This window comes from Piscinibacter gummiphilus (assembly GCF_032681285.1).
Classification (GTDB): Bacteria; Pseudomonadota; Gammaproteobacteria; order Burkholderiales; family Burkholderiaceae_C; genus Rhizobacter; species Rhizobacter gummiphilus_A.
In genome coordinates, this window is sequence record NZ_CP136336.1 from 4,957,903 (window position 1) to 4,970,953 (window position 13,051).

13 protein-coding genes are annotated in these 13,051 nt (G+C 66.2%); 4 read left to right on the forward strand and 9 right to left on the reverse strand.

Going from position 1 to position 13,051, the window contains the following annotated elements; all coding sequences use genetic code 11:
* The first annotated feature begins 52 nt into the window (after positions 1–52).
* Positions 53–814: a DUF481 domain-containing protein gene (locus tag RXV79_RS23425; protein WP_316700499.1), complete on the forward strand. Its 762-nt coding sequence runs from the start codon at positions 53–55 to the stop codon at positions 812–814.
* Between the two features lies 1 nt (position 815).
* On the opposite strand, the gene pyk is transcribed toward RXV79_RS23425, so the two are convergent.
* The 8 genes from pyk to def all read right to left on the reverse strand — a co-directional run bounded on the left by pyk (position 816) and on the right by def (position 7,556).
* Positions 816–2,243 (reverse strand): pyruvate kinase, encoded by a 1,428-nt coding sequence (pyk, locus tag RXV79_RS23430; protein ID WP_316700500.1) that lies wholly within the window; start codon positions 2,241–2,243, stop codon positions 816–818.
* Between the two features lie 35 nt (positions 2,244–2,278).
* On the reverse strand, positions 2,279–3,469 hold the full coding sequence (locus RXV79_RS23435; protein WP_316700501.1) for a phosphoglycerate kinase: 1,191 nt from the start codon (positions 3,467–3,469) through the stop codon (positions 2,279–2,281).
* A gap of 62 nt (positions 3,470–3,531) precedes the next feature.
* On the reverse strand, positions 3,532–3,861 hold the full coding sequence (locus tag RXV79_RS23440; protein WP_316700502.1) for an AzlD domain-containing protein: 330 nt from the start codon (positions 3,859–3,861) through the stop codon (positions 3,532–3,534).
* A complete protein-coding gene (locus tag RXV79_RS23445) occupies positions 3,858–4,607 on the reverse strand; it encodes an AzlC family ABC transporter permease (RefSeq protein WP_316700503.1) in 750 nt (249 codons plus the stop codon). Before RXV79_RS23445 ends, RXV79_RS23440 begins: the two co-directional genes overlap by 4 nt.
* A gap of 62 nt (positions 4,608–4,669) precedes the next feature.
* A complete protein-coding gene (locus RXV79_RS23450) occupies positions 4,670–5,077 on the reverse strand; it encodes a hypothetical protein (RefSeq protein WP_316700504.1) in 408 nt (135 codons plus the stop codon).
* Positions 5,078–5,176: 99 nt separating this feature from the next.
* Positions 5,177–6,016, reverse strand: coding sequence for a zinc metalloprotease HtpX (gene htpX, locus RXV79_RS23455; protein WP_316700505.1), 840 nt, complete (start codon positions 6,014–6,016; stop codon positions 5,177–5,179).
* Between the two features lie 59 nt (positions 6,017–6,075).
* Complete coding sequence (gene fmt / locus RXV79_RS23460; protein WP_316700506.1) at positions 6,076–7,035, reverse strand: methionyl-tRNA formyltransferase; 960 nt, start codon at positions 7,033–7,035, stop codon at positions 6,076–6,078.
* Positions 7,036–7,043: 8 nt separating this feature from the next.
* Positions 7,044–7,556, reverse strand: coding sequence for a peptide deformylase (gene def / locus RXV79_RS23465; RefSeq protein ID WP_316700507.1), 513 nt, complete (start codon positions 7,554–7,556; stop codon positions 7,044–7,046).
* A 262-nt stretch (positions 7,557–7,818) separates the two neighbouring features.
* Here def and RXV79_RS23470 point away from each other — a divergent pair, with 262 nt between their 5' ends.
* The 3 genes from RXV79_RS23470 to RXV79_RS23480 all read left to right on the forward strand — a co-directional run bounded on the left by RXV79_RS23470 (position 7,819) and on the right by RXV79_RS23480 (position 10,639).
* Complete coding sequence (locus tag RXV79_RS23470; protein ID WP_316700508.1) at positions 7,819–8,970, forward strand: LysM peptidoglycan-binding domain-containing protein; 1,152 nt, start codon at positions 7,819–7,821, stop codon at positions 8,968–8,970.
* 32 nt (positions 8,971–9,002) lie between these two features.
* Positions 9,003–10,109: a DNA-processing protein DprA gene (gene dprA / locus RXV79_RS23475; protein WP_316700509.1), complete on the forward strand. Its 1,107-nt coding sequence runs from the start codon at positions 9,003–9,005 to the stop codon at positions 10,107–10,109.
* Between the two features lie 77 nt (positions 10,110–10,186).
* Complete coding sequence (locus tag RXV79_RS23480) at positions 10,187–10,639, forward strand: Smg family protein (RefSeq protein WP_296726537.1); 453 nt, start codon at positions 10,187–10,189, stop codon at positions 10,637–10,639.
* A 65-nt stretch (positions 10,640–10,704) separates the two neighbouring features.
* On the opposite strand, the gene RXV79_RS23485 is transcribed toward RXV79_RS23480, so the two are convergent.
* Positions 10,705–13,014, reverse strand: coding sequence for a DUF1631 family protein (locus RXV79_RS23485; protein ID WP_316700510.1), 2,310 nt, complete (start codon positions 13,012–13,014; stop codon positions 10,705–10,707).
* Positions 13,015–13,051: the final 37 nt, after the last annotated feature.

The following is a 13,051-nucleotide window of genomic DNA, read 5'->3' on the forward strand; positions in this document are numbered from 1 at the left end:
ATTGTGGCCTCGGTGACGAAACCTTTGTACTCGCGATAAGGTCGTTCACGACATGAAGAAGTCCTCACGCCTCGCCGCGATCGCGGCCCTCACCCTTCCCGCTCTCAGCAGCGCCCAAGTCACCATGAAGCCCGATGGCGAGTTCCGCTCGCTGTGGACGCTGGCGTCGAGCGTGAGCGGCGGCAACACTGAAGCCAGCAGCATCACGCTGACCGGCGAAGCGGTGAAGCAGACCGACCACAGCAAGTGGCTCTCGCTCGGCCGCGTGTACTACGCCCGCGACTCCGAGAAGACGAGCGCCTCCAACGTGGCACTCGGCACGCAGTACGACCAGGACCTCTTCAACAACGACTACTTCGCGGTCGCCAAGCTCGACTATTTTCGCGACCGGCCAGCCAACATCGTCTCGCGCGTGTCGGCCTACGGTGGCCTCGGCCGCCACCTGATCCGCAACGACACCAACACCTGGGATGTGTTCGGCGGCTTCGGCTACAGCGAAGACCGCTACATCAATCCGGCCGACGTGGCTGGGGAGATGCGCTTGCGCTACGGGCGCACCGAAGGTGTGCTGAGCGAGAGCTCGAACCACAAGCTCACGCCGAGCACGACCTTCAAGCAGAAGCTGGAGTACTACCCGGACCTGCGCAACACAGGGGAGTACCGGGCGGTGTTCGACACCGGGCTATCGGTCGCGATGACAGCGACGTGGCAACTCACGACGGGCGTGCTGTACCGCTACAACAGCGCACCGGGCCGCAACCTCAAGCACTACGACGTGATGTTCCTCACCGGCATCTCGATGAGGTTCGACTGAATCAGCCGACCAGGCACACCTTCAGCATGTTGGTGCCGCCGGGGTAGCCCATCGGCTCACCACAGGTGATCGCATAGGTGTCGCCGGGCTTCAGCACGCCGGCTTCGACCAGCATGCTCTCTGCATGCTTCAGCGCCTCGTCGCGGTCGGAGTGGCTCGACATCAAGAGCGGCCGCACGTTCCGATAAAGGCACATGCGCCGCTGGCTGCCCACCTGCGAGGTCAGGCCGAAGATCGGCACGTGGATCTTGTGGCGGCTCATCCACAGCGCCGTCGAGCCCGACTCGGTAAGCGCGACGATGGCCTTGCAGCCCAGGTGGTGCGCGGTGAAGAGCGCGCCCATCGCGATCGACTGGTCGATGCGGCCGAACTTCTTGTCGGTGAAGCTCGCATCGAGCGAGATCTCTTCCGCGTTCTCGGCCTCGACGCAGATGTTGGCCATCATCTCGACCGTCTCGACCGGGTACTTGCCGGCCGCCGTCTCGGCGCTCAGCATCACGGCATCGGTGCCGTCGAGCACGGCGTTGGCCACGTCGCTCACCTCGGCGCGCGTGGGCACCGGGTTCACGATCATCGACTCCATCATCTGCGTGGCGGTGATCACCACGCGGTCGAGCTCGCGCGCCATCTTGATCATGCGTTTCTGCAGCGCGGGCACGGCCGCGTTGCCGACCTCCACCGCGAGGTCGCCGCGCGCGACCATGATGCCGTCGCTCGCCTTGATGATCGACTCGAGCACCGGGATCGCTTCGCTGCGCTCGATCTTCGCGATCAGCGCCGGCTTGTGGCGATAGGGCTCGCCGGCCACGTTGGCCAGTTGGCGCGCCATTTCCATGTCGGTGGCGTTCTTGGGGAAACTCACCGCCAGGTACTCGCACTGGAAGCTCATCGCGGTCTTGATGTCTTCCATGTCCTTGCCGGTCAACGCGGGCGCGGTGAGGCCGCCACCGGCCTTGTTGATGCCCTTGTTGTTCGAAAGCTCACCGCCGATCACGACCGTGGTGTGCACCTCGGCACCCTTCACCGCATCGACGGTGAGCTTCAGCAGGCCGTCGTTCAGCAGCAGCGTGTCGCCGGGGCGCACGTCGCGCGGCAGCTCCTTGTAGTCGAGGCCCACGCGCTCGTTGTTGCCGAGTTCGGTAGTCGCGCCGTCGAGGATGAACTTCTGCCCCGGCTCGATGATGGTCTTGCCACCCTCGAACTTGCCGACGCGGATCTTCGGGCCCTGCAGGTCGGCCATGATGGCCACTTCCTTGCCCACCGCCTTGGCCGCCTCGCGCACGAGCGCGGCGCGCTCGATGTGGTCTTGCGCCTTGCCGTGCGAGAAGTTGAGCCGCACCACGTCGACCCCGGCCCGGATCATTCGCTGCAACACCTCGGGGGTGCTGGACGCGGGGCCGAGGGTGGCGACGATCTTGGTAGCGGGCATGCAGGGTCTCCGTTCTTCTTACAGTGAGCAGTGAATCAGGCGGCGCGCTTTTGCAGGATCTCGAAGGCGGGCAGCGTCTTGCCTTCCAGCACTTCGAGGAAGGCGCCACCGCCGGTGGAGATGTAGCCCACGTCCTTCTCGATGCCGTACTTCGCGATCGCAGCCAGCGTGTCGCCGCCACCCGCGATGCTGAAGGCGCTCGACTCGGCGATGGCCCGTGCGAGCGTCTCGGTGCCCTTGGCGAAGGCGTCGAACTCGAACACGCCGACCGGGCCGTTCCAGACGATCGTGCCGGCCTTCTTCAGCATGTCGGCGAGCTGGGCCGCAGTCTTCGGGCCGATGTCGAGGATGAGGTCGTCGGCTGCCACGTCGGTGGCGGCCTTGACGGTGGCGGGCGCGTCCGCGGCGAAGGTCTTGGCCGTCACCACGTCGACCGGGATCGGCACTGCGGCGCCGCGTGCCTTCATCGCCTCGATCACCGCTTTGGCGTCGTTCACGAGGTCGGCCTCGGCGAGCGACTTGCCGATGGGCAGGCCCGCCGCGAGCAGGAAGGTGTTGGCAATGCCGCCGCCGACGATGAGCTGGTCGACGTTCTTCGCGAGCGATTGCAGGATGGTCAGCTTGGTGCTCACCTTGCTGCCAGCGACGATGGCCACCAGCGGGCGCTTCGGGTTGGCCAGCGCCTTGGAGATCGCATCGATCTCGGCGGCGAGCAGCGGGCCGGCGCAGGCGATCTTGGCGAACTGCGCGATGCCGTAGGTCGAAGCCTCGGCGCGGTGCGCGGTGCCGAAGGCGTCGTGCACGAAGATGTCGCACAGCGCGGCCATCTTCTTCGCGAGTTCTTCGTTGTTCTTCTTCTCGCCCTTGTTGAGGCGGCAGTTCTCGAGCATGACGAGCTCGCCCGGTGCGACCTGCACGCCGTCGACCCAGTTGGGCACCACCTTGATCTCGCGGCCCATCAACTCGCCCATGCGCTTGGCGACCGGGGCCAGCGAGTCTTCGGGCTTGAACTCGCCTTCGGTCGGGCGGCCCAGGTGCGAGGTCACCATCACGGCCGCACCTGCCTTCAAAGCCATCTCGATGCAGGGGATGGACGCGCGGATGCGCGTGTCTTCGGTGATGTTGCCGGCATCGTCTTGGGGGACGTTGAGGTCGGCGCGGATGAACACACGTTGGCCGGTCGCCTTGCCTTGAGCGGCGAGGTCTTCGAAGCGGAGGACTTTCATGGTGCGGGGCGTGATGACAAGAATTTCAGCCCGCTATTGGACACCATGTACTCCCCTGTAACTCACCACCCCAGGCCGAGTTTCAGGGGAATCAGCACCGCCATGCCCGTGACGATGGTGCCGAGGATGCCGCGGCGCCAGAAGTAGTAGGCCGTGGCCGCTGCCGCCGCGTACAGGCGTGCGTCTTTCCAGGTCTCGATGAGTTCGCCGTGGGCCATCACGATCTCGGGCACGACGACAGCGGCGAGCGCCGCCAGTGGGGCAAAGCGCAGGCCACGCTTGACCCAGTCGGGCAGCACGAGCTCCTTTTCGGAGATGAGGAAGAAGCCGCGCGTGACGATCGTGATGACGGTCAGGCCTGCGATGGTGATGAGGGCGTAGCCGTTGTTCATATGGCCGGCCTCGCGCGATCGAGCGCCGCTCGCAGGCGGCGGCCGGCATCGCCTCCGCCTTCGATCATCAGGCCGATGCACACGGCGGCGGCGATCGCGACCACGATGTGCAGGCGGAACGGCAGCGAGAACGCGGCCACGGCCGCGGCACCCGCCACGATCGCCGCCAGCGAGGTGGCACGGTCTGAGACCAGTGAATAGGTGAGGCCGAGCAGCGCCAACACGCCCGCAAACCCCAGGCCCCAGTGCGTGGGGATCACGTCCGCCAGCAGGATGCCGGCCACCGCGGGCACCTGCCAGCTGAACCAGTTCGCCGTCGACGCGCCGAGGAAGTATTCGACCTGGCCTTCGTCGTCGCGCGCTTCCGGGAATTTCTTCATGAAGAGCACGTAGGTGAGGTCCCCGCTGAAATAGCCGAGCAGCAGCCGGTCACGCAGGCGGTACTGCATGAAATAGGGGCGCCACTGGGCGCTGAAGATCACGAAGCGCAGGTTGATGCACAAGGCCGTGGCCCACACGATCCACACCGGCGTGCCGACCATCATCAGCGGCAGTGCGGCCAGCTGGGCACTGCCGGCGTAGACCACGAAGGTCATCAAGAGCGCGAGAGGGATCGACAAGCCGCCCTTGACCATGGCCACGCCGGTCACCAGGCCCCAGGCCGCGATGCCCAGGCTCACGGCGCTCATCTCGCGCGCGCCAGCGCGGAACTGTCGGTGGCGCAGCACGTCTTGAAGGGAAAGCATGGCCGCGATTGTCCCGCGTTACGGGTTTCCCCGGGGGTCAGGGGTCAAACCCGACGGTGCGATCAGTCGTGGGCCTTCGGGGTCTTGGTCGACACCGGCTTGGCCGCCTTCTTGTCGACGACCACGGCCTCGGCCGGCACGTCGGCGGTGGGCTCCGACTTGGCGTCGGCCGTCTTGGCCTCGGCGCCCTTGGGCCGGGGCCCGAGCTGCGGCGCCACGGCCTCGATCTTGTTCTCGCGCATGTAGTCGTTCATGTCGCGCCAGCCGGCGAACACCGACGCCTTGTCGGCCTTCTTGTTCAGCGCGTAGCAGTCTTCGATCGCACGCCCGGCGTGGCGGCAGGCGCCACCGATGGCCCGGCCTTCGGCTTCCCGGGCCGCGGCCACCTTCTCGGCGGAATCGCCGAAGAGGTCGCAGCCCACGAGGGAGACGGCGGCCAGCGCAAGGGAGAGGAAGGTGAGGCGTCGCATGACAGACAGATCGGAGAAGAGTCGTGGCCCGATTGTCGACAGCGGTCCGCGCAAGGGTGGCGGACAAAAGCGGGGCTTGTGCCCCGCTTTTCTGCCGCCTCAGACCATCGCCAGCAGGCGCTGCACCCGTTCCTCGGTCGAGGGGTGGGTGGAGAAGAGGCCGCGCAGGCCGCCGCCGGAGAGCGGGTTCATGATCATCATCTGCGCCGTCTCGGGGTGGCGCTCGGCCGCTTCCATCGGCAGGCCCTGGGCGTGGCGGTGGATCTTCTGCAGGGCGCTGGCCAAGGCGGCCGGGTCGCCGGAGATCTCGGCACCGCCGCGGTCGGCTTCGAACTCGCGGGCGCGGCTGATCGCCATCTGGATCAGGCTCGCGGCCAGCGGGGCCAGCAGCATCACCAGGAGACCCACGATGGGGTTGTGCGGGCGGCCTTCGTTGTCGCGGCCGCCGAAGAACATGGCGAAGTTGGCCAGCATCGAGATCGCACCGGCCATGGTGGCGCTCACCGTGCTGATGAGGATGTCGCGGTGCTTCACGTGCGCCAGCTCGTGCGCCATCACGCCGCGCAGCTCGCGCTCGGAGAGCACGCGCAGGATGCCGGTGGTGGCGGCCACCGCGGCGTTCTGCGGGTTGCGGCCGGTGGCAAAGGCGTTGGGCGCGTCTTCCTGAATCAGGTAGACGCGCGGCATCGGCAGCTGAGCGCGCTCGGCCAACTCGCGCACCATGCGGTAGAAGCCGGGCGCGGTCGACTCGTCGACTTCCTGCGCGTTGTACATGCGCAGCACCAGCTTGTCCGAAAACCAGTAGCTGAAGAAGTTCATGCCCAGCGCCAGCACGAGCGCGAACATCATGCCGGCGCGGCCGCCCACAAGCGCACCGATGGCCATGAACAGCGCCGTGATGGCCGCCATCAGCACCGCGGTCTTCAACAGATTGAACATGCGTGAATCTCCAACAGGGGAATCGTCCAGCCCCTCAGGTGCGGCTGGCGCCGCAAAGTTCAACCGCCAGGGGCGCTGAAGCGCTGGCCGGCCCGCACGGGCTGGGCCTGCAGGAACTGTCGGGCGCTCACGCGCTTGCCACCCGGGCGTTGCAGCTCGAGCAGTTCAAGGGCACCGGCCCCACAGGCGACCGTGATGTGTTCGTCAGTGACCGCCAACACCCGGCCGGGCTCGCCGGTGCCGGCGGTGACGCGGGCGAGCCAAAGCTTCACCGTTTCACGGTCGAGCTGGGTGCTGGCGCCGGGGAAGGGGTCGAAGGCGCGGATGCGCCGCTCGAGCGTGCTTGCTGGGAGCGACCAGTCGATGGCGGCCTCGGCCTTCTCGATCTTGTGCGCGTAGGTCACGCCTTCGGCCGGCTGCGGCGTGCGGGTCAGACCGCCGCAGGCCGCCAGTTCCAGCGCTTCGACGATCAGCCGGCCGCCAAGCGCGGCCAGGCGGTCGTGCAGGCGGGCCGTGGTGTCGTCGGGCCGGATGTCGACGGCCTCGATCAGCAGCATGTCGCCGGTGTCGAGGCCCGCGTCCATCTGCATGATGGTGATGCCGGTGCGCGCGTCGCCCGCTTCGATGGCCCGGTGGATGGGTGCGGCGCCGCGCCAGCGCGGCAGGAGCGAGGCGTGGATGTTCAGGCAGCCACGGGCCGGCAGGTCGAGCACCCATTGCGGAAGGATCAGGCCGTAGGCGGCCACCACCATCACGTCAGGGCGGGCGGCGTGCAGCGTCGCTTGCGCGCTGGCGGCGTCTTCGGGGTACTTGCCGTCCAGACGCAAGCTGCGCGGCTGGACGACCGGGATGTTGCGCGAGACCGCCAGCGCCTTGACCGGCGACGGCGTGAGCTTCATGCCGCGGCCGGCCGGGCGGTCGGGCTGGGTGAGCACCAGCGGCACCTCGAAACCGGCCGCCAGCAGGCGCTCGAGCGCCGCCGCTGCGAATTCTGGCGTGCCGGCGAAGGCGACTCTCATCCCACCGTTCACGGGCGCTGCTCGTCCCGCGTCTTCTTGAGCATCTTGGTCTTGATGCGGTCGCGCTTGAGCGGGCTCAGGTACTCGACGAACACCTTGCCCATCAGGTGGTCCATCTCATGTTGAACGCACACCGACAGCAGCCCTTCGGCATCGAATTCGTAACTTTCACCCGCGCGGTTGAGCGAGCGCACGCGCACACGGGCGTGGCGGGGCACCTTGTCATAGACGGTGGGCACCGACAGGCAGCCCTCGTCACCGAGCGTCATCTCTTCGCTACGCTGCACCAGTTCGGGGTTGATGAGCACCCGCGGCTGATCGCGGCCCTCGGAGGTGTCGATGACGATCACCCGCTCGTGCACATCGACCTGCGTGGCCGCGAGGCCCACGCCGTCCGCGGCGTACATGGTCTCCAGCATGTCGTCGACCAACTGGCGGATGCGGTCGTCGACCTGCGCCACCGGCTTGGCGACGGTGTGCAGGCGGGGGTCGGGGTAACGAAGAATGTCGAGCTTGGGCATGGAAAGCGACAGAAATTCAACAACTAAGGGGCCACCCTAGGGTCGCCGGAGCGTGTGGACGGCATGCAACGCCGGCACCCGTGACAGGCAACACAACAAAGGTATCGGCGGGTGACTTTCGTTGCGATATCAAGGGTTTAGAGGCAGAATCTGCGAAACTGAATGAAGATTTTCGCCGAAGCGCGGGCACCTTGCCGCACTCGGCTCAGTAACCGCACAGCCCAGCATTGTGCTGTCTGACGCGCCCCGGAGACTTACGTTCATGACCCGAAGCACCCGTCCTGCCCTGGCCTTGTTCCGGGCTTCTGCGATCACCGTGGCGCTCGGCATCGGCCTTGGCGCGGCATGGGCCGCAGAACCCAACTTCCCGATCACCAGCAAGCAGCGCAGCACGGCCCAGCAGGTCGCCCAAGCCGGCGTGCCGCTCTCCGAGTTGGCCGACAACGCGCCCGACGTTTACACCGTCAAGTCCGGCGACACGCTCTGGGACATCTCCCGCATGTACCTCAAGAGCCCGTGGCGCTGGCCGGAACTGTGGGGCATGAACCTGGAGCAGATCCGCAATCCGCACCTGATCTTCCCGGGGCAGATCCTGTCGCTGGTGAAGGCCAACGGCCGGGCCACGCTGCAAGTGGGGCAGGTCGGGCCGGATGGCACGGTGCGGCTGTCGCCTCGGGTTCGTAGCAGCGATCTCAACAAGGACGGCATCCCGCCCATTCCCTTGCATCTGATCGAGCCCTTCCTCAACGAAGCGGTCATCTTCGAGAGCAACCAGCTGGCCAGCGCACCGCGGGTGGTGAGCACGCAGGAAGGCCGTGTTTTGCTGTCCCGCGGTGACTTGGCTTATGTGCGCGGCGACGTCGGCAACAACCGCAACTTCCGTGTCTTCCGTGAGCCTCGGCCGCTGAAAGATCCGACCACCGGCGAGGTTCTCGGATACGAGGCGTTCTATCTCGGCACCACCGAGTTCACGCGCAAAGGGTCGAGCAACACCGGCGAGATCGTGCCTGACACATTTACCGTCACGAGCATCCGCCAGGAGATCCGCGTTGGCGACAAGCTGGCGCCGGTGCCGCCAAGAGAGATCGTCAATTACATCCCCCGCGCACCACAAAATGCGATCGCGGGCCAGATCGCCTCGGTCTACGGCGACAGTGTGAATGCCGGCCAGAACCAGATCGTTACCCTGAACAAGGGAAGCCTGGACGGGCTGGAAAATGGCCACGTGCTCGCCTTGTGGCGCGACGGCGTGCGCATCCGGGACACCACCGACGAAGACCGCACACGCATCAAGTTGCCGGACGAACGTCATGGTTATCTGTTCGTCTTCCGTGTGTTCAACCGGATGTCTTACGCACTGATCGTGTCGGTCAGAGAGCCGGTCACAATCGGCGACCGCTTCACTCAGCCCTGAGCACGGCGCGCGCGCCGCTCAAGGCGCCCCTCATGGACCGAGAGGAAGTCGCCGCATGGTTGCGGCTGTTGGAAACGCCTCAGGTCGGACGCGAGTTCGCGCGCCGGCTGCTGGCCGCATTCGGATCCCCTGAGGCGGCGCTGAGCGCCCCCCAGGCCGCTCGACGTGAAGTCGTGCCGACCGAACCCGCGAAGGCGCTGGAGCAGGAGCCCGACAACTTCCCGGCGCTGTTGGAAGCCACCTGGCGTTGGCTCTCGGATGAGAGCACCGGGCCGCGTCATGTACTGGCCCTCGGCGACCCCGCTTACCCGGCGTCGTTGCTGCAGACAGCTGATCCACCACTTCTCTTGTATGTGCAAGGCGACTTGGCCCTGCTCGGCGCACCTGGCATCGGCGTGGTGGGCAGCCGGCATCCGACACCCCAAGGCAAGGACAACGCGCTCGCGTTTTCCACTCATCTCAGCCAAGCCGGCTGGACCATCGTCTCGGGCCTGGCACTCGGCATCGATGGCGCGGCTCACGAAGGCGGTTTGGCGGGGCCAGGCCGGACGATCGCCGTGGTCGGCACGGGCCTCGATCGGGTCTATCCCCGTCGGCACCTGGAGCTCGCTCGACGCATCGCACAGCACGGCGCGATCGTCAGCGAGTACTCCATCGGCACGCCACCGTTGCCTCCGAACTTTCCTCTGCGCAATCGCATCATCGCGGGCCTGACCCGGGGGACATTGGTCGTCGAGGCAGCGCTGCAGTCCGGCTCACTGATCACCGCCCGCCTGGCAAGCGAGGCCGGCCGCGAAGTCTTCGCGATTCCGGGCTCGATCCACTCACCGCAATCGCGCGGCTGTCATGCCTTGCTCAAACAGGGCGCCAAGCTGGTCGAAAGCGCGGCCGACGTGCTCGAGGAATTCCCGTCAAAGGCCGCCCAGACATCCGCCTCCGCTCCTTCCGCAAGCAACAGCACGCCCACAACCGATCCGCTGCTCGATGCTCTGGGCTTCGACCCCGTCAGCCTCGACGCCCTCATCGCCAGGACGGGTTGGCCGGCACCCGAACTCAGCGCGAAGCTGCTCGAACTCGAGTTGATCGGCGACGTGGCCCGTTTGCCCGGACAGCTCTTCCAGCGAGTAAGCGCGGGCTGACAGGCGCGGGGAATCCGCACTCGGAGCGGTGCATTTATTCCGCTTCCACTCGAAGCGCACTGGGTTATCATGAATTCATGTTCGACGTGCTCGTCTACCTGTACGAAAACTACTGGCGGCCGGATGCCTGTCCTGACCATGCCCAGCTGACCCGCAAGCTGTCGGCCATGGGCTTCGAATCCGACGAGATCGAAGAAGCCCTCACCTGGCTCGACGGATTGGCGACCGCCGCGGAGTCCTATGTCGGCGAACAATTGCCCGACAGCCTGCGCGTCTATTCCGTGGCTGAGCAAGAGCATCTGGGCGAAGACTCGATCGGCTTTGTGAGCTTCCTCGAATCGGCCGGGGTGCTGCCCCCTTCGATGCGCGAGATGGTGATCGACCGCGCCACGGCCATCCCCGGCGGACCGGTGGATCTGGAAGATCTGAAGATCATCGTGCTGATGGTCTTCTGGAGCCTGGGCGAAGAGCCCGATGCGCTGATCCTCGACGAATTGTTCGTGGCTGAAGAAGACCGATTGATTCACTGACGTCTGCGACAACACCCATGAAAAAGCCGCCTTCGAGGCGGCTTTTTCAATGTCCGGATCAAGGGCTAGTTCAGCAAACGACTCGGGTCGACATCGAGCTTGGCCAGCGCGCTGCGGGTGGCACGCACTGTCAGCGATTCATCCTGTGCCGGCACCAGAAGGCCGGCTTGCAGAAAAGCGGCCAAGCGGTTCTGCTGGAAGAGGATGCCCCGCCCGTGGGGCGATACGAAGAGCGTCAGCTGACGACGCAGTCCCTGCCACACCAACTGCACCGCCTCGTTTCGGTTGCGGTAGTCGAGCATGTACCAGCCCCCCACCTGCAACTCCTTGGCCCAGGCCAGCATGGCAGGTGTGGCCATCGAGCCGCCCTCGCCCACCACCTCCAACTCGGCGCTTTCGTGGCCGGACAGGTCGAGCACCATGGATTCGTCGATCTCGATGTCGTCGGATTCGGGCAGCAGTTCTTCGAGCGTCTCCAGCCGGGCCATCAGCTCTTCGAGGCGCTCCGGCGCGATCGTCGCGGTCTTCGCGGTGAAGGCCGCGGCCAGCGAGTTGTTGAGCTTCTGGATGTGCTCGTCCTGCTTGTCGGCTGGGATGTTGGCGTGGTCCATGCCTTCGCGCAGCGTCTTCAGCAAGGGCGGCAAGCGGCGGATGACCTCCGCGCGCTCCTCGCGCGACACCTTCGCACTGGCCGACCAAATCAGGTCGGCTGCCACGCGCTTCATGGCCTTGGTTTCGTTGCCCTGCGGCCCATGTTTGACCGCGGTCATCGCCATCACGTCGGCCCACACATGGAAGAGGAACTCGCGCACCCCTTCCTGAACCGGCACCTCGTTGAGCATCTTGCGCAACTCGATGGTGTACTGGATCGCAAGCGTCTCGCGCTGCTCCACCTGCTGCGCCAGCGAGACGCCCTTGCGGGTCATCTCGTTCTCGTTCTTGAAATAGTGCTCGAGGAATTTCTCGAACTCGGTGAGCACGGTCTGGAACACACGCCGGCCGGTGTCGGGGTAGGCCTCGACGACCTGCACCACGCGCTTGATTTCTTTTTCGAGCGTGTCAGCGACGGCACGGCTCGTGGAATCGAAACCCATCACACAGGCGCCCATTCGGTCGATGAGTCGGCGTGCGGGGTGGTCGACGGTGGCGAAGAAATCAGGCTCGCTCACCGCGACGCGAAGCACCGGCATCTGCAGCCGCGCGAACCAGACACGCACCACGGCCGGAATGCGCTCTTCCATCAGGATGCTCTGGAACAGCAGCGCGACGATTTCGATCGTGGCGCGCTCAACCTGGGTCGACGCCGCCTGCTTGAGCGCCTGCTTGCGCTGATGCAGCTCTTCAAGCAGCGCAGGCGTGCTGACCGGCCCTTCGGGCGCACGGCTGCCGTCGGCCTGCACAGCCCCGCTCGTTGTGACGAGTCTGCGCTGGATGCCCTGCTGCGCCTCGTTGATCGCCGCCTTCAGGCCTGCCGAAGGCTGGTGCGGCATCTGCGCCGTGCCAGCGAAATCGGGCACCTGGCGACCGATCAGCCGGTTGAGACGGCCGAGCACGGCTTCGGCGTGGTCGGAACCGCGCGCGAAACCGCCGGCACGCGTCATCAGGCGGGTTTCTTCGCCCACCGTCCCGAGCCGGCCATGGGCGCTGGTCCCGGACACCGGCGCCGGTGCGCTGGGTGCGCCACCGCCGGTGACAGGTGCGCCATACGAGTTGCGTGTGCGCCGGATGAACGGCCGCAGGTCGATCTCGGGCAAGACGCGCTGCTGGATCAGCCAGCGATTCGTCTCGTGGTAAGCCTCTTCCGCAAAGTGCGCGAACTCTTCGTGCAACACCGCCTGCAGCGTGCGCCAGGCATCTTGGCTGAGCGATGCACCGCGCCATGCGCTCGTGAAGATGCGGGCCAGCACGTGCGGGCGCAACACGTCGTTGGCATCGAGTTCGTCGCGCTTCTCGAGCGCCGACATGCGCGAGCGCAGGTCGGTGAACTCCCATGACGCGCGATCCATCATCGCCAGCGCCAAGCGCGAGCTGAGGATCTCGACCTCGATGGTGTCGTCGTCGACCAGCGCCATGCCGGGATTGGTCCGACCCGGCGGCGGCAAGTCGCCAGGACGCGATGCGGACACGACGCCGCTCACCAACGAGCCACGCAACGCGGAGATGATGCCGCTGATCCAGTTGGGCGCAGCCTTGCGCAGATCTGCCGCGACGTCGCGGCGCTTGTACTGGAGGCTGTGCTCTGCGGTCTGCCCAGCGAGCAGGCGGGCTCCCTCTTCCACCGCATGAACGACAGTCGGCACGCCGCTCAACAGGCGCTCTACGTAAGAGCGCCGAGCCTGGGCGGCCAGGGCCAACGAATCGGCGGCGGTCGCCATGTGACGGTTGGTCGGGGTTTCTCGGTAAGGGATGGCC